This window comes from Bradyrhizobium sp. 134 (assembly GCF_023074155.1).
GTDB lineage: Bacteria > Pseudomonadota > Alphaproteobacteria > Rhizobiales > Xanthobacteraceae > Bradyrhizobium.
The window spans coordinates 160439-187024 of record NZ_JADPKX010000016.1 but is presented as its reverse complement, the minus strand read 5'-3'; the positions used below and the strand labels follow the sequence as shown (position 1 = coordinate 187024).

General features: G+C 65.3%; 30 protein-coding genes. 10 read left to right on the top strand and 20 right to left on the bottom strand.

What is annotated here, in order from left to right; all coding sequences use genetic code 11:
- The first annotated feature begins 56 nt into the window (after positions 1 to 56).
- On the top strand, positions 57 to 668 hold the full coding sequence (locus IVA75_RS06575; RefSeq protein ID WP_247285833.1) for a gamma-glutamylcyclotransferase: 612 nt from the start codon (positions 57 to 59) through the stop codon (positions 666 to 668).
- Here IVA75_RS06575 and IVA75_RS06570 read toward each other — a convergent pair.
- The 4 genes from IVA75_RS06570 to ftsE all read right to left on the bottom strand — a co-directional run bounded on the left by IVA75_RS06570 (position 665) and on the right by ftsE (position 3870).
- Positions 665 to 1438 (bottom strand): lysophospholipid acyltransferase family protein, encoded by a 774-nt coding sequence (locus IVA75_RS06570; protein ID WP_027565607.1) that lies wholly within the window; start codon positions 1436 to 1438, stop codon positions 665 to 667. The genes IVA75_RS06575 and IVA75_RS06570 overlap by 4 nt on opposite strands.
- A gap of 33 nt (positions 1439 to 1471) precedes the next feature.
- The gene (locus tag IVA75_RS06565; RefSeq protein WP_247285831.1) at positions 1472 to 2176 is read right to left on the bottom strand and encodes a YdcF family protein; all 705 of its coding nucleotides are present in this window, start codon (positions 2174 to 2176) and stop codon (positions 1472 to 1474) included.
- Between the two features lie 73 nt (positions 2177 to 2249).
- Positions 2250 to 3218: an ABC transporter permease gene (locus IVA75_RS06560; RefSeq protein WP_027514144.1), complete on the bottom strand. Its 969-nt coding sequence runs from the start codon at positions 3216 to 3218 to the stop codon at positions 2250 to 2252.
- Positions 3211 to 3870 (bottom strand): cell division ATP-binding protein FtsE, encoded by a 660-nt coding sequence (gene ftsE / locus IVA75_RS06555; protein ID WP_247285829.1) that lies wholly within the window; start codon positions 3868 to 3870, stop codon positions 3211 to 3213. The genes IVA75_RS06560 and ftsE overlap by 8 nt, the downstream gene beginning before the upstream one ends.
- A gap of 191 nt (positions 3871 to 4061) precedes the next feature.
- On the opposite strand from ftsE, the gene IVA75_RS06550 reads away from it, so the two are divergent.
- On the top strand, positions 4062 to 4943 hold the full coding sequence (locus tag IVA75_RS06550; RefSeq protein WP_247285854.1) for an MJ0042-type zinc finger domain-containing protein: 882 nt from the start codon (positions 4062 to 4064) through the stop codon (positions 4941 to 4943).
- Positions 4944 to 5002: 59 nt separating this feature from the next.
- Positions 5003 to 5377, top strand: coding sequence for a response regulator (locus tag IVA75_RS06545; protein ID WP_027565610.1), 375 nt, complete (start codon positions 5003 to 5005; stop codon positions 5375 to 5377).
- A gap of 135 nt (positions 5378 to 5512) precedes the next feature.
- Here the strand turns inward: IVA75_RS06545 and IVA75_RS06540 are convergent, their stop codons facing one another.
- Both IVA75_RS06540 and IVA75_RS06535 read right to left on the bottom strand, forming a co-directional pair.
- On the bottom strand, positions 5513 to 6673 hold the full coding sequence (locus tag IVA75_RS06540) for a DUF4175 family protein (RefSeq protein WP_247285827.1): 1161 nt from the start codon (positions 6671 to 6673) through the stop codon (positions 5513 to 5515).
- Complete coding sequence (locus tag IVA75_RS06535) at positions 6661 to 8595, bottom strand: TIGR02302 family protein (protein WP_247285825.1); 1935 nt, start codon at positions 8593 to 8595, stop codon at positions 6661 to 6663. Before IVA75_RS06535 ends, IVA75_RS06540 begins: the two co-directional genes overlap by 13 nt.
- Before the next feature lie 166 nt (positions 8596 to 8761).
- Between IVA75_RS06535 and IVA75_RS06530 the strand changes: the two genes are divergently transcribed.
- Together IVA75_RS06530 and IVA75_RS06525 are read left to right on the top strand one after the other, a co-directional pair.
- Positions 8762 to 9145 (top strand): carboxymuconolactone decarboxylase family protein, encoded by a 384-nt coding sequence (locus tag IVA75_RS06530; protein ID WP_027514149.1) that lies wholly within the window; start codon positions 8762 to 8764, stop codon positions 9143 to 9145.
- A gap of 224 nt (positions 9146 to 9369) precedes the next feature.
- Complete coding sequence (locus tag IVA75_RS06525) at positions 9370 to 10266, top strand: NAD(P)-dependent oxidoreductase (protein WP_247285822.1); 897 nt, start codon at positions 9370 to 9372, stop codon at positions 10264 to 10266.
- A 401-nt stretch (positions 10267 to 10667) separates the two neighbouring features.
- Here IVA75_RS06525 and IVA75_RS06520 read toward each other — a convergent pair whose 3' ends face one another.
- Positions 10668 to 10994, bottom strand: a complete 327-nt coding sequence (locus tag IVA75_RS06520) for a DUF1330 domain-containing protein (RefSeq protein WP_247285820.1) — start codon at positions 10992 to 10994, stop codon at positions 10668 to 10670.
- Positions 10995 to 11128: 134 nt separating this feature from the next.
- Positions 11129 to 11827 (bottom strand): helix-turn-helix domain-containing protein, encoded by a 699-nt coding sequence (locus tag IVA75_RS06515; RefSeq protein ID WP_027565615.1) that lies wholly within the window; start codon positions 11825 to 11827, stop codon positions 11129 to 11131.
- A gap of 110 nt (positions 11828 to 11937) precedes the next feature.
- On the opposite strand from IVA75_RS06515, the gene IVA75_RS06510 reads away from it, so the two are divergent.
- Positions 11938 to 12528: an SRPBCC family protein gene (locus IVA75_RS06510; protein ID WP_247285818.1), complete on the top strand. Its 591-nt coding sequence runs from the start codon at positions 11938 to 11940 to the stop codon at positions 12526 to 12528.
- Positions 12529 to 12585: 57 nt separating this feature from the next.
- Here IVA75_RS06510 and lysA read toward each other — a convergent pair whose 3' ends face one another.
- From lysA to argH, 3 genes are all read right to left on the bottom strand, one after another.
- Positions 12586 to 13851 carry a diaminopimelate decarboxylase gene (lysA, locus tag IVA75_RS06505; RefSeq protein WP_247285816.1) on the bottom strand — a complete coding sequence of 422 codons (1266 nt, stop codon included), beginning with the start codon at positions 13849 to 13851 and terminating at the stop codon, positions 12586 to 12588.
- 23 nt (positions 13852 to 13874) lie between these two features.
- Entirely contained in the window at positions 13875 to 14165 is a 291-nt protein-coding gene (locus IVA75_RS06500; RefSeq protein ID WP_247285814.1) for a lipoprotein, read from the bottom strand.
- Between the two features lie 93 nt (positions 14166 to 14258).
- Positions 14259 to 15656: an argininosuccinate lyase gene (gene argH, locus IVA75_RS06495; RefSeq protein WP_247285813.1), complete on the bottom strand. Its 1398-nt coding sequence runs from the start codon at positions 15654 to 15656 to the stop codon at positions 14259 to 14261.
- Between the two features lie 106 nt (positions 15657 to 15762).
- Between argH and IVA75_RS06490 the strand changes: the two genes are divergently transcribed.
- Entirely contained in the window at positions 15763 to 16452 is a 690-nt protein-coding gene (locus IVA75_RS06490; protein WP_247285812.1) for a TlpA disulfide reductase family protein, read from the top strand.
- 11 nt (positions 16453 to 16463) lie between these two features.
- Here the strand turns inward: IVA75_RS06490 and IVA75_RS06485 are convergent, their stop codons facing one another.
- The 6 genes from IVA75_RS06485 to IVA75_RS06460 all read right to left on the bottom strand — a co-directional run bounded on the left by IVA75_RS06485 (position 16464) and on the right by IVA75_RS06460 (position 20469).
- Positions 16464 to 16658 (bottom strand): hypothetical protein, encoded by a 195-nt coding sequence (locus IVA75_RS06485; protein WP_247285811.1) that lies wholly within the window; start codon positions 16656 to 16658, stop codon positions 16464 to 16466.
- 148 nt (positions 16659 to 16806) lie between these two features.
- The gene (locus IVA75_RS06480; RefSeq protein WP_007597339.1) at positions 16807 to 17688 is read right to left on the bottom strand and encodes a 3-hydroxybutyryl-CoA dehydrogenase; all 882 of its coding nucleotides are present in this window, start codon (positions 17686 to 17688) and stop codon (positions 16807 to 16809) included.
- A gap of 193 nt (positions 17689 to 17881) precedes the next feature.
- Positions 17882 to 18826: an FAD-binding protein gene (locus IVA75_RS06475; protein ID WP_027514159.1), complete on the bottom strand. Its 945-nt coding sequence runs from the start codon at positions 18824 to 18826 to the stop codon at positions 17882 to 17884.
- On the bottom strand, positions 18826 to 19575 hold the full coding sequence (locus IVA75_RS06470; protein ID WP_018453239.1) for an electron transfer flavoprotein subunit beta/FixA family protein: 750 nt from the start codon (positions 19573 to 19575) through the stop codon (positions 18826 to 18828). Before IVA75_RS06470 ends, IVA75_RS06475 begins: the two co-directional genes overlap by 1 nt.
- 125 nt (positions 19576 to 19700) lie before the next feature.
- The gene (locus tag IVA75_RS06465; protein WP_247285810.1) at positions 19701 to 20273 is read right to left on the bottom strand and encodes a cob(I)yrinic acid a,c-diamide adenosyltransferase; all 573 of its coding nucleotides are present in this window, start codon (positions 20271 to 20273) and stop codon (positions 19701 to 19703) included.
- Between the two features lies 1 nt (position 20274).
- Positions 20275 to 20469, bottom strand: coding sequence for a twin transmembrane helix small protein (locus IVA75_RS06460; protein ID WP_027514161.1), 195 nt, complete (start codon positions 20467 to 20469; stop codon positions 20275 to 20277).
- Between the two features lie 204 nt (positions 20470 to 20673).
- Here IVA75_RS06460 and IVA75_RS06455 point away from each other — a divergent pair, with 204 nt between their 5' ends.
- Positions 20674 to 21567, top strand: a complete 894-nt coding sequence (locus IVA75_RS06455; RefSeq protein WP_027565623.1) for a YihY/virulence factor BrkB family protein — start codon at positions 20674 to 20676, stop codon at positions 21565 to 21567.
- Here the strand turns inward: IVA75_RS06455 and IVA75_RS06450 are convergent.
- Together IVA75_RS06450 and gluQRS are read right to left on the bottom strand one after the other, a co-directional pair.
- Entirely contained in the window at positions 21494 to 22807 is a 1314-nt protein-coding gene (locus tag IVA75_RS06450) for an ATP-binding protein (RefSeq protein WP_247285809.1), read from the bottom strand. The genes IVA75_RS06455 and IVA75_RS06450 overlap by 74 nt on opposite strands.
- Positions 22808 to 22911: 104 nt before the next feature.
- Positions 22912 to 23784 (bottom strand): tRNA glutamyl-Q(34) synthetase GluQRS, encoded by an 873-nt coding sequence (gene gluQRS / locus IVA75_RS06445; protein ID WP_247285808.1) that lies wholly within the window; start codon positions 23782 to 23784, stop codon positions 22912 to 22914.
- Positions 23785 to 23896: 112 nt separating this feature from the next.
- On the opposite strand from gluQRS, the gene IVA75_RS06440 reads away from it, so the two are divergent.
- Positions 23897 to 24550, top strand: a complete 654-nt coding sequence (locus IVA75_RS06440; protein ID WP_247285807.1) for a DNA-3-methyladenine glycosylase 2 family protein — start codon at positions 23897 to 23899, stop codon at positions 24548 to 24550.
- Here the strand turns inward: IVA75_RS06440 and IVA75_RS06435 are convergent.
- Positions 24547 to 25434 carry a LysR family transcriptional regulator gene (locus IVA75_RS06435; RefSeq protein ID WP_247285805.1) on the bottom strand — a complete coding sequence of 296 codons (888 nt, stop codon included), beginning with the start codon at positions 25432 to 25434 and terminating at the stop codon, positions 24547 to 24549. The two genes, IVA75_RS06440 and IVA75_RS06435, sit on opposite strands and share 4 nt — an antisense overlap.
- Positions 25435 to 25610: 176 nt before the next feature.
- Here IVA75_RS06435 and IVA75_RS06430 point away from each other — a divergent pair, with 176 nt between their 5' ends.
- Entirely contained in the window at positions 25611 to 26585 is a 975-nt protein-coding gene (locus IVA75_RS06430) for a nitronate monooxygenase family protein (RefSeq protein WP_247285803.1), read from the top strand.
- Position 26586: the final 1 nt, after the last annotated feature.

Below are 26586 nucleotides of genomic sequence, written 5' to 3'. Positions count from 1 at the left end.
CGAAAGGCGGAGAATTCGCTTCGCTTGGGGGCGCGGTTCTGGTAGCCGTGCCCGAAATGTCGGAAATCACCATCCCCTCCGTCACCACTGCCAAAGGCGACCTCTGGGTGTTCGGCTACGGCTCGCTGATGTGGCGGCCGGGCTTCGAATTCGAGGAGCGCGTCCCCGCGCGGCTGGTCGGCGAGCACCGCGCGCTCTGCGTCTATTCCTTCGTCCACCGTGGCACGCCGGAGAAGCCGGGTCTGGTGCTCGGCCTCGACCGCGGCGGCGCCTGCCGCGGCATCGCCTTCCGCGTCGCCGAAAAGAACCGCGCCGACGTCGTCGCCTATTTGCGCGCGCGCGAGCAGGTGACGTCGGTCTATCGCGAAGTCATGCGCTCGGTGTGGCTGGAGAACGATGCGCGGCAGCGCGTCTCCGCGCTCGCCTATGTCGTCGATCGCGGCCATGTGCAATATGCCGGCCGGCTGTCGCTCACCGACCAGCATCGCCACGTGCTCCAGGGCCACGGCCAGTCCGGCGCCAACCGCGACTACGTGACCGCGACGGTGAAGGCGATCGAGGCCGAAGGCTTTCGCGACGCGCAGCTGCATCAGCTTGCCATGATGCTGCATGGGGATGCGCATTCTCCGCACGCCCCGGCTCCGGTGGACAATCGGGAAAACCGCTAGTTCTCCAACGGCGCATAGCTCGGCGCCGAGCCGATCAGCTGCTCCTGCTCCTTGCGACCCGCTTCGACCAGGCGGCCGGTCGCGTCTTCGATCGCCGTTTGCACGCGGGAGAGAAACTCGTCCTTGGGCAAGCCCGGCGGCAGCGGATCGAGGAACTCCACCACCAGCGTGCCGGGATAGCGCATGAAGGTGCGGCGCGGCCAGAACAGGCCGGAATTGAGCGCGATCGGCAGGCACGGCGCGCCGCAGGACGAATAGATCTGCGCGAAGCCGCTTTTGTAGTCCGGTGGCGCGCCCGGAGCGCGGCGCGTGCCTTCGGGAAAGATCACGAGCTGCCCGCCGCTGCGCACCGCCTCGCGCGCCCGCCGCGTCATGTCCAAAAGCGCCTTGACGCCGGCATTGCGGTCGATCGCGATCATACCGGTCTTGACCAGGAACTGACCGAACACCGGGATCTGCATGAGCTGACGCTTGAGGATGAAAATCGGACGGTCGAAGAAGCCCGGCAAGACGAACGTCTCCCAGAACGACTGATGCTTCGCCACGACGACCAATGGTCCCGTCGGAATCTTGTCGAGGCCGCGGAATTCCACCTTGATGTTGCAGACCGCCCGCATCAGGAACAGCGTCGCCTTCGCCCACCATTGCGCGACCGTGAGCATGGCGCGCGGCGGCAACGCGAAGGTCGGCAGCGCCACGATCGCGAGGCACACCAGCACGGTGTAGAACAGCACGTTGAAGACGAGCGATCGCAGGAAAATCAAGAACATCGAGGATCCGATCAATTGCCGATCAGTTGCCGATCAATTGGCCTGTGCGGTGGCGGGCCGCTTCGGCTGCAGCCCGGAAGGCTGCTCCGACATCTCGGGCGAAAGGTCAATCCCGAAATCCTCCAGCCGCACCCTGAGCTCGGCCGCGATGTACTTGACATATTCCGACAGCAGCAGCCGCAAGGTGGACGACGAGGTCCACCACGGCTCCTCGCGCCATTTGTCGCCGACCACAACGAACGGGATCAGTGTCGTCTCCGGCATCGCATGCGAGAATTCCACCAGCGCGCGCGGCATGTGATAGTTCGAGGTGACCACGATCAGTGATTTGAAGCCGCGTCCCGCGGCCCAGCGCCGCGCCTCCGCGGCATTGCCGCGGGTCGAGACCGCGGTGCGGTCGAGATCGACGCAGCAACGCATGAAGGACTGGTTCTCCGGCAACGTCCGGGAGATGTCGCTCGCCGTCGAGGTCGGGTGCACGCCGGAGATCAGGAGCCTCCTGCCGTAGCCGGCAGCGAGCAGCTCCATCGCATCCGACACCCGCGAGGAGCCGCCGGTCAGCACCACGATGCCGTCCGCCTTGCGGTCCGGCGCGATCTCGGCGCCGCGCAATTGCGACAGAAACGCGATGAAGCCCACCGCCACGCCGACGAAGGCGAGCGCAATCGTCGACATCACGGCCGCGCGCAGCCAGCCGCGCGGCAGTTTCGGCGATCGATCGTCGGTCGGCGCGGTCATGTGATGTCGGTGATCCCTTCCCAGAGATGATTTTAGGACGTTTTGAGGCGAAGTGGAGTCCGGTTTGTCGGCCTCAATCGACATCATTCAGCGTCGCGAACAGCGTCTGGCGCGAGGCGACCGCGGTGATGGCGCCGATCAGCACGGCCTGCACCGCGAGCACGATGTAGCCGGACGGCCGCAGCGAGAAGGTGCCGAGCAGCGCGGCGAACTGGTCACCGACGGGGGTGCCGGAAAACCAGCCTGCAATCGACTCCGAGAAGCCGAACACCAGCATGGCGGCGCCGCCGCCGATCACGCCGCCCTCCAGCCCCAGCCTGAGAAAATGACGCAGGAAGCGGTTTGCGATATAGCGGTCGCCGGCGCCCACGAAATGCAGCACCTCGACGATCGGACGGTTCGCCGCCATGGCGCCCCGGGTCGCGAACGACACCGAGATGATGGTGGCGACGATGACGAGCGCGAGGATGCCGAGGCCGGCGAGCACGGTGGCGTTGGTCATCGAGCGCATGCGCTCGATCCAGGCGCGGTGATCGTCGACGCTGGCGCTTGGTGCCACCTGGGTCACGCGGGCGCGCAGAGCGCCGAGATCGAGCGCCGTGCCGGGCTGCACGCGCGCGATGATCATGCGCGGCACCGGCAGATCGTCCATCGACAGCCCGGTGCCGAGCCAGGGCTCGAGCAGCTTGCCGCTCTCGTCCTTCGTGAACGGCTTGACCTCGACGATGCCGGCTTGCGCGCGCATGGCCTCGGTCACCGCCGCGGTGTCGCGTTCGAGATCGCGGCCCGTCTGCGGGCGGACCTGGATGGTGATCTCGCTCGCGACATCCGACTGCCATTCGGCGGCGGAGGCGCTCACCAGCAGCACCGTGCCGGTCGTCATCGAGGCCAGGAAGGTCATGATGGCGACGACGGCGACGAGCGCGCGGCCGTGGATCGAGGCGCGCGGCACGATCGGCGACATGTTGCGCGCCCGGGCCGGAAGCGGCGGCCCCTCCTGCCCGAGATCGACCAGCACGCCGCGCTCGTCGGGCCTACTCATAGACGTGCAGCCGTCCCTGGTGCAGCACGAAGCGTCGCGCCTCGTACTGGTCCATCAGGGCGATATCGTGGGTGGCGATGATGACGGCGGTGCCTGACTTGTTGAGCTCGATGAACAGCCGCAGCAGGCGGCGGCCAAGCGTCGGATCGACGCTGCCGGTCGGCTCGTCGGCCAGTAGCAGCTGCGGCCGCGAGATCACCGCGCGCGCGATTGCCGCGCGCTGCTTCTCGCCGCCGGACAGGATCGGCGGCAGCGCGTCCATGCGTTCGCCGAGCCCGACCCATTTCAGCAGATCGATGACCTCCTTGCGGTAGCTCGATTCGCTGCGGCCCATGACGCGGAACGGCAGCGCGACGTTCTCATAGGTGGTCATGTGGTCAAGCAGGCGGAAATCCTGGAGCACGATGCCGATGCGCTTGCGCACGTCTGCGATCTCGTCCTTGCCCAGTTGCGAGATGTCGTGACCGAACAAATTGACGAGGCCGCGCGTCGGGCGATGCGACAGGAACAACAGGCGCAGCAATGAGGTCTTACCGGCGCCGGACGGGCCGGTGAGAAATTGGAAGGAATGCGCCGGAATCTGGAAGTTGAGGTCGCGCAGGACCTCGGGCCCCAGGCCGTAACGCAATCCGACATTTTCGAACCGAACCAAGCTCAGCTCCGTTCGAGAGAGGCCGCGGGCCGCACGGCTGTGCTCCGCCCCACGCGATCAGCGGGTTTTGCGGCCGTTATGGTTTCCGGTTCGTTAACGGTCGTCCTGTAGCATAATTGGTAGCATCTTTCCCGCTCGGTTCTCCGCGACCGTGTCACCGTCACGACTTGGCCATGCATCAAGGCTCGTCCATGCATATCGTCTGCCCTCATTGTACGACATCCTACGCCATCAAGCCCGCGAGCCTTGGGGCGAATGGCCGGACCGTGCGCTGTTCCCGTTGCAAGGAAACCTGGGTCGCCCATGCCGAGGATGCCATCGAGGAGGCATCTGTCCCGGCCATGGCCGCGGCCAGCCGGGCCGACGACCAGTCCGATCTCGCCGAGCAGTGGAACTCCTATGCCCAGGACGACGGCGCCGATGACGCGCCTGTCGTTGACAGCCCCTCGATCGCCAGCGACTGGCCGGACCAGGAAGCCACCGACGCCGAGGACGAATGGTCCGCAGCCGCCCGGTCCGTCGAGGAGGAAGTCGTCGGCGAGCAGCACCAGTCCTGGTTCCGTGGCCTGTTCGGCAGTCGCCGCGGCGCGCGAGTGCGCCGCCCGGTTGCCACGGCGGCCCCGCGAAAATCCCATTTCGGCCTGCCGACCGCCTGCGCCGCCATGGGCGCGCTGGTGCTGGCGCTGGTGATCTGGCGCGGCGATATGGTGCGGCTGCTGCCGCAGACGGCCGCCTTCTACAGGATGGTCGGCCTTGAAGTTAATCTGCGCGCACTGGCCTTCAAGGACGTCAAGCTCTCCAGCGAGACCGTGGACGGTAAGCAGGTGCTGGTGATCGAGGGCGTGATCGTGGGCCAGGGCAAGAAGCCGCTCGACATTCCCCGGTTGCGCTTCGCGGTGCGCGACGCGCAAGGCGCGGAAATCTACGCCTGGAACGCGGTTCTGGAACAGACCGTGCTACAGCCCGGCGAGCGCGCTTTCTTCCGCTCGCGTTTGGCCTCGCCGCCGCCGGAGGGCCGCAATATCGACGTTCGCTTCTTCAATCGGCGCGACATCGCCGGTGGCAGCGTATAATCGATTTCGCAGGTCTCGCAGGCAAAGTTGGTCGCGAGATTGATCCCAAGGTTGGTCTCATGTCCAAAATCCTGATTGCCGACGACGAGGATTCGATGCGCCAGCTGGTGGCGCGCGCCATCGCCATGGACGGCCACGAGACCGTCACTGCGCAAGACGGCGCCGAGGCGCTGGAAATCCTAACGCGCGCGGACGGCGGGTTCGACCTGCTGCTCACCGACATCCAGATGCCGGTGATGGACGGCATCGCGCTGGCGCTTTCCGTCGCACGCGATTTCCCCGATTTGACCATTTTGCTGATGACCGGCTTTGCCGACCAGCGCGAGCGCGCCTCGAACCTCAATGCGCTGGTGCATGACGTCGTAACCAAGCCGTTCTCGGTCGCCGACATCCGCACGGCAGTGGCGGATGCGCTGGCGGCGAAGAAGGGATAGCGGCGTCGGGGCGCCGCGTATTCCGCTGTCATGCCCCGGCTTGACCGGGGCATCCAGCACGCCGCGGCCTCTCGATTGAATCACAACCGTCTCCGAGTACTGGATCGCCCGGTAAGCCGGGCGATGACAGAGAACTCAAAAATCCTTCAGCAGCCGCTCGATGTAGTCGAGCTCGATCTGCGGGCGCGAGCTATCCCCCAAGCGGCGCCGGAGCTCCTCGAGGATGCGGCGGACGCGCTGGGCGTCGATCTCGCCGGGGATCTTGACCGTGTAGTCGTCGCTCAGATCGCGGCCGTGAAGGGGGCGACCGAGCGGATCGGTCTGATTGCCGCCGCTCTGCTGACGGCCGGGCCGGTTGCCGGGACCATCGCCCTGCCCGTCGCCATCGCCCTGCTGCATCGCCTCGGCCATCTTCTGCGCGCCCTTGCGCAAGGCCTCGAGCGCTTTCCCTTGCGCGTCCACGGCACCGTCCGAATTGCCTTCGCCGAGCTGCGAGCCGGCATCGCCCATGGCCCCGTCGGCGGCGTCCAGACTGCCGTCGTCATCGCCCTGGTCACCGTCCTGATCGCCGTCCTGGCCCGGCTGTCCCTGCTCGCCCTGCTGACCCTTTTGCCCTTTCTGGCCCTGGCTCTTCTGGCCCTTTTGCCCCTTCTGCGCGAGGCCGCGCTTGGCGAGCTCGTCCTGCAGCTTCTTCAGCCGGTCGCGCAGCGACTGCTGATCCTGCTGGAGATCCGACATCGACTGGTCGCCCTGCTGCTTGCCGCGCGAGCGCTCACGCCGGGAATCCTGCCCCTGCTTGAAAGTCTTGTCGCGCAATTGCTGCTGCTTGCGGATCATGTCGCTGAGCTCATTGAGCGCCTGCTCCATGTCGCTGTCGCCGGATTGCCCGGGCTGCGCCATCTGGAGATTTTCCATGATCTGCGCGAGCTGCTCGAGCATGCGCTGGGCCGCTTCTTTATTGCCTTCGCGCGCCGCCTTCTCGATTTGCTTCAGCAATTCGTCCAGGTCGCGCTGCGTGATGACGGAACGATCGCGATTGGAGGATTGGCTCTTTTCCGTCGCGCGCTTGTAGTCCTCGAGCTTCTGAATCGCATCGGATTGATTGTTCAGGCTCTTACCGGATTCCTTCTGTCTGAGGCTGTCGCCGGAATCCTGCATCGCCTTTTCAGCGCCATCGAGCAGGGCATCAACATCCTGATCCTGCTGGGCAGCCACGGGCGAGACGCCTCCCAACAGGAAGGCGAGACAAGCGATCGAGATCGCCTTCAAGACTGGCACGCGTGCTAGCTTCCGCATTTACGGTCTCGCGTCGACTGGTTGGCCCCGTCGTTGCCCGCCTTCGCCCGGTTGTTCGCCGACTTGCGATAGGCCTGAAGCTGCTCGCGCAATGCGTCCTGCTGCTTCGCCAGCTCTTCGAGCTGCTCGGGCGTGGCGTTCTGGGTCTTTTGTTTCAGCTCGACGGACTTGTCGAGGATGAGCTGAACCTCTGCCGGGAAAGGCTGCCGGGGTCCAAGCGGATTCTGCTCGGCGCGCCGGGCGAGATCGCGCACCTTGCCGGCCATCGCCTCGCGAAGCTTTTGCGTCAGCGCCTTGATCTCGTCCTCGCTGGCGCCGCGTTCCAGCGCCCGCTTGAGCGCGTCCTGGGCCGAACGCAGCGCGGCGTTGACGCTGCCGGCGACACCGTCGTCCTCGACGGTGACCGCGAACGCCCACATGCTTTTCACCACATCGCGCATCGCGTCGTCGGTGCGGGCGGCTTCCAGCTGCAGCGCCAGGCTGCGCAGGCCGAGATAGCAGCCCGCATCCGGCGTGAACAATTCGGGTGCGATCATCAGCGCGTCGAGCGCGGCGTAGACATCCGAGTTCTTGTTGGCGTCGAGCGCGAGGATGCGGCGCTGCTCGACCAGCGCGCGCGCGAGCGAGTTGGTGAACAGTCGCTCGGGCAGGCGCATGTTGAAGGGCTCGCTCCTGGCCTCGTTGCCCGCCTCGTCCTTGGCGGTGAGGGTCAGCGTGACGTCGGCGCCGGCATAGGGATCCTCGCTGAGGTCCTTCACCGTCTGACCGACGCCGTTTCGGGTGCGCGCATTCGGCAGCACGAGTGGGAATTGCGGAGGCTGGAATAGCGGCCGCGTGGCGGCCTCCTTGACGCCATCCTTGACGCCATCCTTGGCATCGACGGGACGCAGGCCGATTTGCGCGTCGGCTCCAGTGACGCCGTAATCGTCCTCGACCTTGTAAGTGAGCTGGAGTCCGCCACGGGCCTGGCGCTCGGGATCCTTGGCCAGCGCGATCGTCGGCGCGCGGTCCGGCGTTGCCGCAAACACCCATTGCGGCTGGCCGGAGGGAGCGCGGACATGCGCGGTGCCGTCGCCGCTGATGGCAAAATGCTTCTCGTTGGTACCCTTGGGCGCGGCTTCTGTGGGCGCGACTTCCTTGAGGCCGCCGGAGACGACAACATCAAGGCTGCCGCCGGAGGAGCGAACGATCAGGGTCGAGCCTGCGGGAACGGCAAGCGGCCCGCTGGCCGGCAGCGCCGCGGCCTCCTTGTTCGCCGCCGACAGGATGATTGGCGGCTTGCCGGTGTAGAGCGGTGGCGTGACCCAGGCATCGACGCGAACATTCGTCGGCGCCAGTACGCCGTTCCAGTGGAAGGCGGCCCCGAGCCGCATCGCACGCTCGTCGCCGGCGGCGAAGAAGGTCGCAACCAGCATCACCATGACCAGCGCGCGCAACGCCCAGGGGTCATGCAGAGCGAGCCGGGGCTGCGGCAGACCGGCGCGGATGCGCTTGATGGAAGCCAGCGTGCGCTCGCGCTGCGCCCGCCACAAGGCCTGCGCAACCGGGTCCTGTGAGCTCAGCGTGTCCGTCAGCGTGGTGGCCGGCCGATGACGGATGCCAGAGCCGCGGTCGAGCCGAGCCAGAGCCTCCTCGCGGCTCGGCCAGCGGAAGCGACTCAATGGGAACAGGACGGCAATCGCAACGCCGGCGAAAACGACAAGACCGGTGGCGCGGGCAATGGACGGCAGCGCCAGCCAGAGGCCGGCCCAGGACACCACCAGGAACAGACCGACGACGGTAAGAAGCCGCGCCAAATTTGGCCAGGCACGCTCCCACGCGATGGCATAAGTGGCCCGTTGCAGGGCTTGCGCCAGCTTCAGCCGCGACAGAGCGTCGCCATCGCGGATCGGGTCTGACGGGTCGGGGGTGACGCCGTTCAATCAACTCTCCAGGTTGCCCGGTAGAGAAGCGTACCACAACGGCAGCACTGAGGCATCCGTTCCTGTACGGGAGACACCCCTTTTCCCGCATAACACGAGGACGTGACTGGCCCGCCGCAACCCCGTAATTTCCGCGCCGCCATCCAAGGAAAAAGAAGGAAACGCCATGGACAAGAAGATGCACGACAAGGGCCTGGAAGTCCGCAAAGCGGTGCTCGGCGAGGCCTATGTCAACAACGCTCTGAAGAGCGTCGACGATTTCAACCGTCCGTTCCAGGAGATGCTCAACGAATATTGCTGGGGCACGGTGTGGGGCCGCGAGGAGCTGCCGCGCAAGACCCGCAGCATGCTCAACATCGCGATGATCGCGATCCTCAATCGTCAGCACGAATTCCGCGCGCATCTGAAGGGCGCACTCACCAACGGCGTCAGCCGCGACGAGATCCGCGAGATCCTGATGCAGGTCGCAATCTATGGTGGCATGCCGGCCGCGGTCGACAGTTTTCGGATCGCGCGCGAGGTGTTCGCGGAGATCGACGGCAAGGCGTGAGGGGGCGGCATCGAAGTGAGGAGGGCGCATCGTCCCTCCCCACCGTCGTCCTGGCGAAAGCCAGGACCCATAGCCACCGTTGGATGTGATGCAAAGGTTAGTAGCTGCGACCACGCGTAGCGACCGCAGCCGGGGTAATGGGTCCGGGCCTTCGCCAGGACGACAGCGAGTGTGTGGCCCGTGGGTCGCGGTACAACGACGAATAACAAACACAAGGAAACACCATGGACATCGGATTCATCGGCCTCGGAAACATGGGTTTCCCGATGGCGCGGCGGCTGATCGAGGCCGGCAACCGGCTCGTCGTGTTCGACACGCGCCGGGAGGTCGTCGACAAGCTGGTGGCGCGCGGCGCCACTGCAGCGACGTCGCCGAAGGAGGTCGCCGACCAGGTCGAGACGGTCATGGCGAGCCTGCCCTCGCTGCAGGCTTCGCTCGCGGTTGCGACGGGGCCGAACGGCGTGATCGAGGGGAGCCGCGTCAAGCGCTTCATCGACCTCTCCACGGTCGGCTCCGCGATGGCGGTTAAGATTCACGGCCTGCTCGCCAAGCATGACATCGTGCAGATCGACTGCCCCGTCTCCGGCGGCGTCGGCGGCGCGGAGAAGGGCACGCTGGCGGTGATGGTCTCGGGGCCGAAGACCGAGTTCGAGCTGCTCAAGCCCGCGCTCGACATCATCGGAAAAGTGTTCTTCATCGGCGAGAAGCCCGGCGCGGCGCAGACCATGAAGCTCGCAAACAACTTCTTGTCGGCCACCGCGATCGTGGCGACCTCGGAAGCGGTGGTGATGGGCGTCAAGGCCGGGCTCGATCCCGCCGTGATGATCGACGTCATCAATGCCGGCTCCGGCATGAACACCGCGAGCCGCGACAAGTTTCCGCGCTCGGTGCTGCCGCGCAGCTTCGACTTCGGCTTCGCCACGGGACTGATGGTGAAGGACGTGCGGCTGGCGCTGGAGGAGATGAAGCAGCTCGGCCTGTCGATGGAGGTCGCGGATGCGGTCGGGCGGTTGTGGGAGACGGTCATCAGCGCGGAAGGCGCCGAGTCCGATTTCACCGCGGCGATCAAGCCGATCGAGAAGAAGGCGGGCGTTGTGGTTGGCGGCAGGCCACCCAGCTAGCGCCAACACGAAAGCGCAGCGCCGGCGACCGGCGCTGCGCTGTCCTCCTTGGATCGATCTGCTACGAGCGGCGTCTGCTAAGTTCCAGAAGGTCGATCGGCTGCTCCAGTTGCAAGGAGGCCGAGCCCCCGCTGCATTTGATATACTTCTCGTCGCACCTGCGCATGCACCGTCTCTCGCTCGAGCATTTCGCAGAGGTGTTGTTGCAGCTGACCCACGTAATGTCGCACCGTGTGACCCGGGCCGACGCGACGCCGGAAAGTGCGAGCAGCCAGGCCACGCTGCAAGCTACGAAAAGCATGCGAAGCAGGCCTGCGCCCGCGAGTGAATCGTTCATTCCAATCTCCTGTGTTGGCCGGGCAGGTCTGCGCCTGCGCGCCGAGTTTTTGACGAAACGCAGTTCAAGCCTTGGCGAGATAGGGGATCGTGCCGGCCAAGTCGGTATCGTCGATCAACTGGAAGCGACTCTCGCTGCCGCCCCTGCGCGCTGCCGCGAAGCGGCTGTAGGCGGGATCAGTGACGAAGGACTCTGCTGCCTTCGCCGTCGGAAACGACATGATCGCGATCAGCGAGGTGTCGAGAGGGGCACCTTCCAGCGTCTTCACATTGCCGCTGCGCGAGAGGTACTTGCCGCCGTGCTTGTGCACGAGGTCGTGAACGGAGGCCGCATAGTCCGGCACCCATTTTCCGTCGGTCACTTTGATGTCTGCGATCAGATAGGCTGTCATGCCGCGTCTCCTGGCTCGAGTTCAGCTCCGCGTTGATAGGGGCGGGCATCACTTGGGTGCCAGAACACGGGCGGGGCTCGCCAGTACGGGAACTGTAGCGGGGCGATACAAATACTGAATTGCGCCGCCCTGGATCAGCTCGCCAGCTTGCGTTCCTTGGCGAACGGGCTGAGGCCCAGCCAGCTTTGCATGGCCGCGGCAAGCTGCCGGTCGCCGGTGAGCAGCATCCGCCGGCTTGCGACGGCCGCGCGCACGGTATCGAGTCCCATCCAGATCGCCGTCATGGTGCGCAGATCAACCGACACGTAAAGGTCAACATCGAAACCGGGATCAATCGAGCAGAGGTCGACACTGTCGTCGGGATCGACGATCAGCCACCACAATCGCTGCGTCGAAGGCAATTCCGGATACGCGAACTGCAGCACACTGCGGCGGGTCGGCATCGGCGTCGTGTTCAAATTCCGCCGCATGTCCCACATCAACAGCTGGACATCGAGATGCTGAAGCGACAGATCCGACTCGATACGGCGCTGGCCCCAGATGCCGAACGCCTCCACGATTGGGCCGAGTTCGCGTCCGGCTGTGGTCAGCAGATATTCGGTGATACCGCGCTCGGAAGCCGATGCCCGCCGCGTAACGATGCCGGCGGCTTCGAGCTCCTTGAGACGTTGCGAGAGCAAGGCAGGCGACATCCGCGGAACGCCGCGGCGCAGCTCGTTGAAGCGCGTCGAGCCGGCAATGAGTTCGCGAAGGAGCACGACGGTCCAGCGCGTGCATAATATCTCGGCCGCCATCGCGACCGGACAGAACTGCCTGTAGCTGCCAATGGTCATGCGGGTCTCCGTGACAAGCGAAGGCGCAACCTTAGGGCCGCCGCGCACGGCTTCCTAGTTCAGTTTCTGTATCAGCAGCGATTCATTCTCTGAACTGGCCGCGGACGGTGGTGAGCGTCTATTCGACCGGCATTGGCAAGCCGGCCGCCGCCATCACGGCCCGCCTGACACAGGAGATTACCATGAAGAAATACGATTCAGCGGCTTCCAGATTGCTCGTTTCGGTTCGCAGCGCCGCGATTTGCACCCTCGGCCTGGGCGTCGGCGTCATGCCGGCGTCCGCAGCCAATCTGACGAGGAGCATCGAGGTCAGCAGTGCTGCGGCCGAGGTGTGGTCCGTCATCGGGCCGTTCTGCGCGATCAAGAATTGGCTGCCGCCGGTGGGGCAGTGCATCGTGGACGGCAAGTCGCCCCCAACCCGGACGCTCGTCACCAGGGACGGCAAGGCTTCGTTCGTGGAGACGCAGACTGCGCGGAACGACAAAGACTACAGCTATTCCTACGTGTTCCTGTCGAGCCCACTGCCGGTGAGCCAGTATAAGTCGACCATCAAGGTCACGGCAAAGGGTGAAGGCGCGTCGGTGGTGACATGGACCGGCATCTACACGCCCGACCCGGGGCGAGAGAAGGAAGCGGTCGATGCCCTCGGCGGCGTCTATGATTCCGGCCTCGCCGCGATCAAGGACCGGTTCAAGAAGTAGGGGTCAATGCAGCGATGGGCGCAGCGGTAGCTGCGCTCATCGTGGACAATCACAGCCTCACAGCCACGGCGCCGGCGTATCCATCGCGATCAATTGCTCGACCTCGATGCGCGGACGCACGACGGCGTACTGGTCGCCCTTCACCAGCACTTCGGGCACCAGCGGCCTCGTATTGTAGGTGCCGGCCTGCACTGCGCCATAGGCGCCGGCGGTCATGATGGCGATGAGGTCGCCGGGCTTTGGCGTCAGCAGCGTGCGATCCAGCGCGAGGTAGTCGCCGGTCTCGCAGACCGGGCCGACGACGTCGGCCATCATGGTCGCGGCCCCCTTCGCAGGCTGCGTCACCGGCAGAATGTCGTGATGGGCCTCGTACAGCGTCGGACGGATCAAATCGTTCATGGCGGCGTCGATGATGACGAAATTCTTGCCGTCACCGCGCTTCACATAGATCACCTTGGCGACCAGGATGCCGGCATTGCCGACGATCATGCGCCCCGGCTCGAACATCAGCGTGCAACCGAGATTGTGGCTGACGCGCTTGACCATCGCGGCATAGGCGTCGGGCGCAGGCGGCGCCTCGCGGTCCATGTAATAGGGAATGCCGAGGCCGCCGCCGAAATCGACATGCGAGATGTTGTGGCCGTCGGCACGCAGCGTCTGCACGAATTCGGAGAGGATGCGGAACGCGATCTCCATCTTGGACAGGTCGGTGATCTGGCTGCCGATATGCACGTCGGTGCCTGTGACCTCGATGCCCGGCAGCTTCGCGGCGCGGGCATAGACCTCGCGGGCATGCGCGATCGGGATGCCGAACTTGTTCTCGGACTTGCCGGTCGAGATCTTTGCGTGCGTGCCGGCATCGACGTCAGGATTGACACGGATCGAGATCCGCGCGGTCTTGCCCGTCTCGGTCGCAAGGCGCGACAGCAGCTCGAGTTCGGGCTCGGATTCGACGTTGAGGCAGAGGATGTCGGCGGCCAGTGCGGCGCGCAGCTCGTCTTCCGTCTTGCCGACGCCGGAGAACAGGATCTTGCTTGCCGGAATGCCGGCGGCCAGCGCGCGCTTCAATTCGCCGCCGGAGACCACGTCCGCGCCGGCCCCGAGCCTGGCCAGCGTGCGCAGCACCGACTGGTTGGAATTCGCCTTCATGGCGTAGCAGACCAGCACCTTCTCGCCCGCGAAAGCGTCGGTGAAAACGCGATAGTGCCGCTCGAGCGTCGCGGTCGAATAGCAATAGAACGGCGTGCCGACGGTTGCAGCCAGCTCGGACAGGTTCACTGCCTCGGCGTGCAGCACGCCGTTGCGATAGTCAAAATGGTTCATGGCGTTGGCTCAGTTGCCCCAGCCTATCGGCTGGGTCTTTCGTCCAGCAGCGGGTCGAGGATAAAGGGTTTCTTCCTGCCCTTGGTCGCCGCCGGTGCGGCGTCCGCGCCATAGGTGGGATTGAACACGCTCGGCGTCCTCTGGGCTTCGGCCTCGGTGTCGGTCGGCGGAGCGACGTTGGCTGTGGACGCGCTCGAAGCGGTCGGCGGCAGATCCAGCGGGCCCTTGCGGCCACAGCCGGCAAGCGCGAGCGCCGTCAGGCTCAAGACAATGATGGCCCACCCCGAGCCGGCCGGGCGAAACTTTGACGTCACGACGAAATCCCCACTACGCGCGGCGCACCATACAGAGATTGGCGCGCTCTGGCGAGACCCGGATGATCATGAAACATAAGCGAAATTTTGCCCTCAGCCCAATTTTCGCTCTTTTTCCAGCCGCCTCAGCCAGGCCTTGGCCTGCGCCGCCACGTTCTTCGGCGCGGTGCCGCCGAAGCTGGTCCGGCTCTTGACCGACGATTCGACCGAGAGCACGCCAAGCACGTCTTTCGTAACCTTCGGCTCGATCGCCTGCATCTCCTTGAGCGGGAGCTCGTGCAGCGCCACGCCGCCCTCGGCGGCTTTCGCGACGATGCGGCCGGTGACGTGATGGGCCTCGCGGAACGGCATCTTTAACGTCCGCACCAGCCAGTCGGCAAGATCGGTCGCGGTGGCGTAGCCCTCGCCTGCAGCAAGCTTCATCTTCGCTTCATCAGGCACGAGATCCCGGACCATGCCGGTCATGGCGCGGATCGCGAGCGACAGCGCGGCGAAGCCTTCCATCGCGCCCTGCTTGTCTTCCTGCATGTCCTTTTGATAGGCGAGCGGCAGGCCCTTCATCACGATCAGCAACCCATTGAGCGCGCCGATCACGCGGCCGGTCTTGGCGCGCACCAGCTCGGCGGCGTCAGGATTGCGCTTCTGCGGCATGATCGAGGATCCCGTGGTGAACTTGTCGCTGAGGCGGATCATGCCGACCAGTGGGGAGGTCCAGATCACGATCTCCTCGGCGAAGCGCGACATGTGCACGGCGCAGATCGAGGCCGCCGACAGCGTCTCCAGCACGAAGTCGCGATCGGAAACCGCATCGAGCGAGTTGGCCATCGGACGATCAAAACCGAGCGCCTTCGCCGTGGCGTGACGATCGATCGGGAACGAGGTACCGGCGAGCGCTGCAGCTCCGAGCGGGGATTCGTTCAGCCGCTTGCGCGCGTCCTGGAAACGGCCGCGATCGCGCGCGGCCATCTCGACATAGGCGAGCAGATGGTGGCCGAAGGTCACCGGCTGCGCGGTCTGCAGGTGCGTGAAGCCGGGCATGACCGTCCCGGCATGCTCCAGCGCGCGCTCGACCAGCGCCCGCTGGAATGCGGCGAGCGCGGCGTCGGTCTCATCGAGGACATCGCGGACGTAGAGACGAAAATCGGTCGCGACCTGGTCGTTGCGCGAGCGCGCGGTGTGCAAGCGGCCGGCGGCAGGGCCGATCAGCTCGGACAGGCGGCTCTCGACATTCATGTGAATGTCCTCGAGCGCGCGCTTGAATTCGAAGCCGCCCTTGCCGATCTCTGACAAAATCGTGTCTAGACCCCTGCCGATATTTTTCGCATCAGAGGCCGTGATGATGCCCTGTGCGGCCAGCATCGCGGCGTGGGCCTTGGACGCGGCAATGTCCTGGGCAAAGAGGTGACGATCGACGTCGATGGAGACGTTGATCTCTTCCATGATCTCGTCGGGGCGTTCCGAGAACCGGCCGCCCCACATCTTGTTGCTCATGATCCCCTGCTCACGCCTTGCCTGTCGCCGCCGCACGTTTGCTGACGGCTGCCAGCCGTATTAAGAGGCCTCTGATAGCCATATCTGCGCCCGGATGACAAACGATATGCTCGACCCCAACGACAGGCTCGACCAAACGAAAGCACGGTCGGCCACGCGCCGCATCCCCGTCGTCATCGCTACCGTCGTGGTCGGGGGCCTGGCTGGCTTTGCCGCGCTGTACGGGCTCGGCCTGGGCCGGTCCCCATCCGGCGATCCCGCCTGCCGGGCGGCGGTGAACACGGCACAGAAGATCGCCCCGCTCGCCCATGGCGAGGTGGCGGCGCTGACCATGGCGACCGCACCGCTGAAGCTGCCGGACCTGGCCTTCGAGGACGCCGACGGCAGGCCGAAGAAGCTGTCGGATTTCCGCGGCAAGACGCTGCTGGTGAATCTCTGGGCCACTTGGTGCGTGCCCTGCCGCAAGGAAATGCCGGCGCTGGACGAGCTCCAGGGCAAGCTTTCGGGCCCGAATTTCGAGGTGGTGGCGATCAATATCGACACCCGCGACCCCGAGAAGCCCAAGACGTTCCTGAAAGAGGCCAATCTTATCAGGCTCGGCTATTTCAACGATCAGAAAGCCAAAGTTTTTCAAGATCTTAAGGCGATAGGCCGGGCTTTGGGCATGCCCACCTCGGTGCTGGTCGATCCCCAAGGCTGCGAGATCGCGACGATCGCGGGGCCGGCGGAATGGGCGAGCGAAGATGCGCTCAAGCTGATCCGGGCTGCGACGGGCAAAGCCGCCGCGTCGTTCTAGGCGACGATGTTTTAGGCGGTGACGTTGAGGTTGCTGCCGAGGCCGGCGCCGACATTGGCGAGCGAGGGCTGTCCGGCGCCGAGCAGCGTCAGGACGGTGGATTTCTCCGCGTCCGCGTTCTGCTTCATCAGCGTCGCCGAGATATTCGACTGCAGCGCGCCTTGCTGAGAGGCCAGCATGCTGCTGACCATCGCCATCATGTCCATTACCAAACCCTCGTACCGGCCGTAACCTAGACGCGAGCGGTTAACGGGACATGAATTGCCACGAAACGCCCTAGGTGGGGCTTTGTCCGTGTTCCGGACGCGGCGCGCCATGCAATGACGCGACGCAGAGCCGGGGCGCGAGACCGGCTTATCTCGTCGGAACCGGCTTGGCGCCGCGGTAGTCGTAAAAACCGCGCTGGGTCTTGCGACCGAGCCAGCCCGCCTCGACGTATTTCACCAGCAGCGGGCACGGGCGGTACTTGGAGTCGGCGAGGCCCTCATGCAGCACTTGCATGATCGACAGGCAGGTATCGAGGCCGATGAAATCGGCGAGTTCCAGCGGGCCCATCGGATGGTGCGCCCCGAGCTTCATCGCCGCGTCGATCGCCTCGACATTGCCCACGCCTTCATACAGCGTGTAAATCGCCTCGTTGATCATCGGCAGCAGGATGCGGTTGACGATGAAGGCCGGGAAATCCTCGGAGACCGCGACCTGCTTGCCGAGCTTGCCGACGAATTCCTTTGACGCCTCGAAGGTCTGGTCGTCGGTGGCGATGCCGCGGATCAGCTCCACCAGTTCCATCAACGGCACCGGATTCATGAAGTGAATGCCGATGAAGCGTTCGGGCCGGTCGGTGGCGGCGGCGAGCCGCGTGATCGAGATCGAGGATGTATCGGAGGCAACGATCGCCTCCGGCTTTAACACCGCGCAGAGATCGTGGAAAATCTTGCGCTTGACCTCTTCCTTCTCGACCGCGGTCTCGATCACGAGATCGCAGTCCGCGAGGTCGTCCAGCTTCTCGCCGGCCACGATACGCGCCATTGCCTTGGCTTTGTCGTCCTCGCTAACGGCCTTCTTGGAGACCTGGCGCGTCAGGTTGCCGTTGATCGTAGCCATGCCTGACTTGAGGCGGTCGGTCGAAATGTCGTTGAGCACCACGTCGAAGCCGGCCAGCGCAGCGACATGTGCGATGCCATTGCCCATCTGCCCCGCGCCGATCACGCCGACCTTCTTGATTACTGCCGCCATAATGTCATCCACCGGAACGGCGCGCTATCAACCGCGCCTGCCTATCCCCCTGAGCCGGGAGGTCTGATTTAATCAGAACCCGGCCTCGAAACCTAGATTGGATCGCTTCGAAGGCGTGTCCCGCGCCAAAGAAAACGCCTCAAAAAGCAACACCGGCCGGAGTTTATAGCTCCAGCCGGTGTTTTAGCGCGTTTTACTTGCCGAGCTTGCCGAGTTCGGCCGTCAGCTCCGGAACCGCCTGGTAGAGGTCAGCGACCAGGCCGTAATCGGCGACCTGGAAGATCGGCGCGTCCTCGTCCTTGTTGATCGCGACGATCACCTTGGAGTCCTTCATGCCGGCCAGATGCTGGATCGCGCCGGAAATGCCGACTGCGACATAGAGCTCGGGGGCCACGACCTTGCCGGTCTGGCCGACCTGCCAGTCGTTCGGCGCATAGCCCGCATCCACCGCCGCACGCGAAGCGCCGACGCCGGCGCCAAGCTTGTCGGCGAGCGGCTCGATGTACTTTGCGAAATTCTCGCGGCTCTGCATGGCGCGGCCACCAGACACGATGATCTTGGCCGAGGTCAGTTCGGGACGGTCGCTCTTTGCGACTTCCTCGCCGACAAAGGACGACAGGCCCGGATCGGCCGCCGCCGCGACGCTCTCGACCGACGCGCTGCCGCCTTCACCTGCTGCGGCGAAGGTGGAGGTGCGCACCGTGATGACCTTCTTGGCGTCCTTCGACTTCACCGTCTGGATGGCGTTGCCGGCGTAGATCGGACGCTCATAGGTGTCGGGAGCGACCACCTTGGTGATTTCCGAGACCTGCATGACGTCGAGCAGGGCCGCGACGCGCGGCATCACGTTCTTGAAGCGCGAGGTCGCGGGCGCGACGATGGCGTCATAGGACGGTGCCAGCGAGACGATCAGCGCGGCCAGCGGCTCGGCCAGATCGTGCGCGTAGAGCGCGCCGTCGGCGAGCAGCACCTTCTTCACACCGGCAAGCTTTGCGGCCGCGTCCGCTGCAGCCTTGGCGTTCTCGCCGGCCACCAGAACCTCGACGTCCGCGCCGAGCGCGGCCGCCGCGGTCAGGGCCTTGTTGGTCGCATCCTTGAGCGACGCATTGTCGTGTTCGGCAATCAGAAGCGTCGTCATCAGAGCACCCCGGCTTCGTTCTTGAGTTTCGACACCAGCTCGGCGACGTCCTTGACCTTGACGCCCGCCTTGCGGCCCGCCGGCTCGGTCGTCTTGAGAACCTCGAGGCGCGCGGTGAGATCGACGCCGTAATCGGCAGCGGTCTTGTCCGCGATCGGCTTCTTTTTGGCCTTCATGATGTTGGGCAGCGAGGCATAGCGCGGCTCGTTGAGACGGAGATCGGTGGTGACGATCGCCGGTCCCTTCAGCTTCACGGTCTGCAAGCCGCCGTCGACTTCGCGGGTGACCTTGAAGTCGCTGCCTTCGACCTCGAGCTTCGAGGCGAAGGTCGCCTGCGACCACCCGAGCAGCGCGGCCAGCATCTGGCCGGTCTGATTGCTGTCGTCGTCGATCGCCTGCTTGCCGAGAATGATCAGGCCCGGCTGCTCTTCGTCGGCAATCTTCTTCAGGATCTTGGCGACGGCGAGCGGCTCGACCGCGCCCTCGGCCTTCACCAGGATGCCGCGATCGGCGCCCATGGCGAGACCGGTGCGGATCGTTTCCGACGCCTGCGCCGGTCCGATGGAGACCACCACGACTTCGGTCGCCTTGCCGGCTTCCTTCAAGCGCAGCGCTTCTTCGACCGCAATTTCGTCGAACGGGTTCATCGACATTTTGACGTTGGCGAGTTCAACACCCGATCCATCGCTCTTGACGCGGACCTTGACGTTGTAATCGACCACCCGCTTTACCGGCACCAAGACCTTCATCGATCCTCTTTCACTCAATCTGGGAGGGGATTTATCAACTGGCGCGGAACCTAAAGGCCTGATCCGGCCCGGTCAACGCGCGAAGGGGTCTAATTTTAGCGCCCAGAAATGCGCCGCCTGATGGGTCAGCGATTCTGGCCCGGAACCCAGAGCACGTCGCCGGCGCCGTCGTCGTTACTGGCGCGGCTCGCGACGAACAGGAAGTCCGACAGGCGATTCATATACTGGATGCCAGCGGCACCAACGGGCTCTTCCGGCCGGGCCGCCAGTTCCACCATCACGCGTTCCGCCCTGCGGCAAATCGTACGGGCGACATGGAGGTAGGCGGCGGCCGGCGTGCCGCCCGGCAGCACGAAGGAGGTCAGGGGTGCCAGCTTGTCGTTGAGCGCGTCGATGTCGCGCTCGAGCCGCTCGACCTGGCTCGCCACCACCCGTAGCCGCTCCGCCTTGCCCTCACGTTCGGGCACCGCGAGGTCCGCGCCGAGGTCGAATAGATCGTTCTGGATGCGGCCAAGCATCGCGTCGAGCTCGGGCGCATCCCTGGTGTGAAGCCGGACCACGCCGATCGCGGCATTGGTCTCGTCGACCGTGCCATAGGCCTCGATGCGCAGATCATATTTCGGCCGGCGTTCGCCCGAGCCGAGCGCTGTCGTGCCGTCGTCACCGGTTTTCGTATAGATGCGATTGAGCACGACCATGTTAACGCCCCATCGCCCACACGGCGACCATCGCGATGACGATCGCCACGAACTGAAGCAGCACGCGCCAGCGCATCAGCTTCTGCGAGGTGTTGGGCGAGCCGCCGCGCATCATGTTGATGAGACCGAGCAGCAGCACCAACGCCACGGCGCCGACCGCGATCGGCAGGATGAAAGTACTCAGAAGAGATGCCATTCGAGGGTAAATAACACCCTCCGCGCCGGTCCGCCATGGCGTTCCCGATCTGGCTTTTAAGCCAATAATATCAGAAGCTAGCTGGATGAATCTGGATTTGCGCGAATTACCCGTCCTCTTCGCCTCTCCCCGCCTGCGGCGAGAGGTCGGAATGCGTTTCCCCCGCGCGGGAAGAGGAAACGACAACAGCAGTGCAGGTGGTGCGTGAAGGCAATCCGTGCCATCTACGTCGTCGCGATGGACGCGTTCTACACGTTCCTGGCCGACGATGGCTGGGCGATCGCGAGCCACATTGCACTGTCGACACTGATGGCGCTGTTCCCGTTCCTGATCGTGCTGACCTCGCTCGCCGGCTTCTTCGGCTCCAAGGAACTCGCGGACCAGGCCGCAAGCCTGATGCTCCAGGTCTGGCCCAAGCAGGTCGCGGATTCGATCTCGGGGGAAGTCCACGACGTGCTGACCACGACCCGCACCGGCCTATTCACCATCGGCGCGGTGCTGTCGGTCTACTTCGCCTCCAACGGCGTCGAGGCGCTGCGGGTCGCACTGAACCGCGCCTATGCGGTCGTGGAGATGCGGCCCTGGTACTGGCTACGGCTGGAATCGATTGCCTACACGCTGATTGCGGCCATCACCGCGCTCGCCATGGCATTCCTGATCGTGCTCGGGCCGCTCCTCATCGAGGCCGCGCGCGCCCACATTCCGCTGTTCGTCGAGTCCAACGAGAGGATCCTCACCTGGCTGCGCTACGGCATCACCGTCGGCGCGCTGGTCGTGGCGCTGATCATCCTGCATACTTGGTTGCCGGCGGGACGGCGCCGGTTCCTCCAGATCCTGCCCGGCATCGTCTTCACCATCGTGGCGTCGCTGATCTCGGGCATCGTGTTCGGGCAGTATCTGGCGCGCTTCGCCAACAATTACGTGACGATGTATGCGGGGCTCGCCTCGGTGATCATCGCGCTGGTGTTCCTGTACTTCATCGCGGCGATCTTCGTTTTCGGCGGCGAGCTCAACGCCGCGATCATCAAGTCGCGGCTTCCTCACGGCGTGTCGCTGCAAGCAGCGCAGTCGCTAGCGCCCGCGGAGACACAGGCTTGACCAAAAAGGCGTCGGCGCCGGCCTCGCGTGAGGCGACTTCGTCCTCGCCGCGGCCGGACACCCCGATGATGGGGATCTGAGCCAGCGGCGTCGCCATGGTGCGGATCCGCCTGATCGCCTCGACGCCATTGATGCCCGGCAGCACCATATCCATCAGCACCGCGTCGAAGGCGCCCTGCGCGAGCCGGTTCACCGCGTCCTCGCCCCGCCCGATGAACTCGGCATGATGACCAAGCTCGGTCAGGATGGTGTTGAGCACGACGCGGCCGAACGGATTGTCCTCGACGCTGAGCAAGCGCAGCGCCGGGACCGCATCCATCTCGGCTTCACCCTTCGACTTGCGGGACTTGCCCGATCCCGTGGCATCCACCGACACCGTCAACGTGAAGGTGGCGCCGCCGCCGGGCCGAGGGGCGACCGTGATGTCGCCGCCCATCGCGCGCGCCAGTTGCTTTACCGACGACAGGCCCAGGCCGGCGCCGCCGAAGCGCGAGGCAATGGTCACATTGGCCTGGGTAAACGGCCGGAACAGCCGCTTGATCTCGGCCATGGTGAGGCCGATGCCGCTGTCGGACACGGCAAAGGCGACACCGACGCTGCCTTTGTTCTTTGCTTTGCCTTTGCTCTTGGTGCTGCCCTTGCTGTTGCTCTTGCTCTTGGCGGAACGCCAAGGCGCGACCGTGAGCGCCACGCCGCCGTGCTCGGTGAACTTCACGGCATTGTCGATCAGGTTCTCGAGCGCGGCGCGCAGGCGAACGGGATCACCGACCACCAGCCCCGGCAGCTTCTCCGAGATATCGACCTCGGCCTGGAGACCCTTGGCCGCGGCGCGACCGGCCAGCGAATCGCCGGCGTTGCGTGCGAGCGTCCGCAGGTCGAACAAATCCTGCCGCAGCGAGCTTCCACCCCCGACCGTCTTCCCGGTCCCCTTGCCACTTCGGGCGGCATCGACGAACAGGGTGGCAAGGTTCGCCAGATGCTCGGCCCCGGCCTTGATCGTGTCGGCCCAGCGTCTTTCCCGTTCCCCGAGATCCGAAGTCGCGAGCAGGTCGCTGATCGCGAGAATGCCGGTCAGGGGGGTGCGGACCTCATGGGCAAAGGCGGCAAGCGCGGCCTGGACGACGTCCGGCTCGACCCGCTTGGTGCTGCGCTTGCGCAACCGGGCAGTCGGCCCGGAGCGCTTCCGAGCCACTCGCTTGGACGTCCCCGTAGTGCGCGCTGCGCGCGTTTTCGCCGCCATAACTCCCCTTCGAAGTATCCCCTTCGAACCCCGGGCCGTCAGGTGAGCATGGCACGGCGGAACACCCGGAGTCACGGCGGCGTTTGGCTAACCCCCAGAGAAACTTAATCTAATCCCACCAACTGGCGGATACCGGCCGGCGTGGCGCCGGCAGCGCGCAGTTCACGAAGGCCGGTCGAGCTGGTTGATTTCGACAGTTTCCGGCCACCCTGGTCGCGAACTAGCCCATGGTGGCGGTAGACGGGTTCCGGCAGGCGGAGCAGAACCTGGAGCAAACGGTGGACCGAAGTGGCGTGGAACAGGTCTTGGCCCCGCACGATCTCGCTGATGTCCTGGAGCGCATCGTCGACAACGACGGACAGATGGTAACTGGTCGGCGTCTCCTTGCGGGCCACAATGACATCGCCCCAGGCTTCTGGCCGCGCCGGAACTACACCACGCTCACCATCGGGCCCCTCGCCCAGTTCGTTCCAGCTCAGGCCGGCGGCGCGGCGGCAGGCAGCCGCCATATCGAGCCGAAGCGCATAAGGCGCACCGGTGTCGATGAGGCGGTCGCGCTCGTCGGCGGGCAGCGATCTGGCGTCGCCGGGATAGAGCGGCGCGCCGTCAGGATCGCGCGGCCAAGGCCCATCCGCTTCACGCGCCGCAACCAGCCTTGCGATCTCGGCGCGGCTTTCGAAGGCGGGATAGACCAGGCCCAGCGCCGAGAGCCTGTCCAGCGCTGCGCGATAAGCGTCGAGATGCTCCGACTGCCGCCGCACCGGCGTCTCCCAGGCGATGCCGAGCCAGGCGAGGTCTTCGTAGATCGCTGTCTCATATTCCGGCCGGCAACGCGTCGCGTCGATGTCCTCGATCCGCAGCAAGAGCCGCCCACCGGTCTCGCGCGCGCGGTCGGAATTCAACAGCGCTGAATAGGCGTGGCCGAGGTGCAGAAAACCGTTCGGACTGGGGGCAAATCGGAAAACGGGTGGCGACATATGCACAAATCTCGTCATGGCCGGGCTTACCCGATCATCCATCTTCCAACACTCTGTTACGATAGGAGATGGATGCGCGGGTCAAGTCCGCGCACAACGAGTTCAGCAAGCGATGACCATCCACCTCGAAACCCAATCCGATCTCGAAGAGGCCGTCTATGCGCTGGTCAAGCACGACCCGCGCCTGAAGCCCGTGCTGGCGACTGCCGGCATGCCGGCATTGCGCCGGCGCGAGCCGGGCTTTACGGGGCTTGCCCACATCGTCTGCGGACAGCAGCTCTCGACCGCGAGCGCCGCGGCGATCTGGGGACGGCTGTCCGCAGCGTTCGATCCGTTCGATCACGAGGCGGTCCGCCGCGCCCGCACTGACCGGCTGGGGCGGCTCGGCCTGTCCGCCGCCAAGATCAAGACGCTGAAACATCTCGCGCGCGAGATCACCGCACAGCGGCTGAACCTCGACGTGCTCGCAGAAGAAGACGCCGATGCCGCGCACCACACGCTGATCGCACTGCCCGGCATCGGGCCGTGGACCGCAGACGTCTATCTGCTGTTCTGCCTGGGCCATGGCGACGCTTGGCCGGCCGGCGACCTCGCGGTGCAGGAAGGCATCCGCATCGGGCTCGGCTTGCAGGCGCGGCCGACGGAGAAGCAGATGGCGCCGCTCGCCGAACCCTGGCGCCCCCTGCGCGGCGCGGCGGCGCATCTGTGGTGGAGCTATTATCGCGCGGTAAAAAAACGCGAAGGCGTCATCGCGGGATCGGCTTAGCCCCGCAGCCTAACGCGATCGGTCCGGGCGCAATCGGCGACGAAGTCGATGACGGCCCGCACCGCCGGCAGTTCGACGAGGTCGGGATGGGCGAGTAGCCACAGGTCCGCGATGCTGGCGAGCTTCTGGGGCGCGACACGCACGAGATCGGGATAGCTTTCGGCGACGAAGCACGACAGGGCGGAGATTCCGAGTCCGGCGCGGACCGCCGCCAGCATGTCGCCCTGCGACGAGCAGCGCATCACCACCCTGGCCTGACGCGTGACGACGTCGCTCCAGCGCGCAAGCTGGGCATTGGAGGCCTGATCGGCGAAACCGATTACGCTGTGCCCCTTCCACTCGCCGCGCCGTTCCGGCAGGGACCGCCCGCCGGCGTACTCGCGCGAGGCGTAGAATCCGGTGCCGAGACGGCCGACCTTGCGGCCGACCAGATTTTCCTCGCCGCTGTCGAAAGGCCGCAGCACCACGTCCGCCTCGCGCCGGCGTACGCTGGCCGGAAACGGATGGGTGATGATCTCGAGCTGGACGTGATCATGCGCGCGCAGGAAAGCAGGCAGGCGCGGCATCAGCCAATGCGATGCCAGCGTCGCGCCGATCGACAGCTTGACGGTACCACGCGCCTTGTGCCCTCCGGCCGAGACTGCCGTCTCTGCCCGCAGCGCGGCCGCCGCCATCACCTCGGCGTGCTCGCGCAGCGTCCGTCCCTCCGCCGTCAGCGCCAGGCCGTCGGCGGCGCGCGCCACCAGCCTGGTACCGAGCTGGGCTTCCAGCGCCGCGATCTTGCGGCTGACGGTGGGATGGCTGCTGTGCAGCCGGCGTGCCGCGCCGGTGAAGCTGCCGGTATCAGCGACCGCGACGAAGGTCTTGCAAAGGTCCCAGTCCATGAGCGGCCTCTGTTCAAATCTGAATAGCCATCCGTTCAATATTGAACGATGGGAGGCCGCACTCCAACCCCTATAATGGCGTGAAATGAAACATGGGCGGCAACTCGCCCACGACGATCAACAGGGAAACGCCTCGTCATCCGCCTGCCAGCGGACTGCGTTTCCGGGAGGACATCATGGCGCTGCCCGCTCTCTTGAAGGATTCGCTCGAGCTGCCCGTGGTCGGCTCGCCGCTCTTCCTCGTCTCGGGCCCTGAGCTGGTGATCGCCCAGTGCAAGGCCGGCATCGTCGGCTCGTTTCCGGCGCTCAATGCCCGTCCGGTGGAAAAGCTCGACGAGTGGCTGAGCCGCATCGAGGACGAACTCGGCGAATACAAATCGCTCAATCCCGGCAAGAAGGTCGCACCCTACGCCGTCAACCAGATCTGCCACGCCTCCAACGACCGGCTGATGAAGGACATGGAGACCTGTGTGAAGCACAGGGCGCCCATCATCATCACCTCGCTGCGACCGCCCGCCGAGCTCGTCGAGGCCGCGCATTCCTACGGCGGCCTCGTGTTCCACGACGTCATCAACGTCAAGCACGCGCGCAAGGCGGCCGAGCAAGGCGTCGACGGGCTGATCCTGGTCTGCGCCGGCGCTGGAGGACATGCAGGAACGCTCTCGCCTTTCGCGCTGGTACGTGAGGTCAAGCAATGGTTCGACGGCGCGATCCTGCTGTCGGGCGCAATCAGCGATGGCTTCGCAATCGCCTCCGCGCTGACGCTGGGCGCCGACCTCGCTTATATGGGCACGCGCTTCATCGCGACGAAGGAAGCCAATGCTGACGAAGCCTACAAATCCGCCCTGACGCAGCACGCCGCCCACGACATCGTCTACACCAACCTCTTCACCGGCGTGCACGGCAACTATCTCGGCCCTTCGATCGCCGCGGCCGGGCTCGATCCGGACAACCTGCCGGCCGCGGACAAGACGAAGATGAACTTCGGCTCCGGCGGCAACATGAAATCCAAGGCGTGGCGCGACATCTGGGGCTCGGGCCAGGGTATCGGCCAGATCGCAGACGCGCCGCCGGTCGCCGAGCTCGTCGACCGGATGAAACGGGAATTCGACCAGGCCCGACAGGATTTCCTGATGCGCGCCAGCGCCTGAC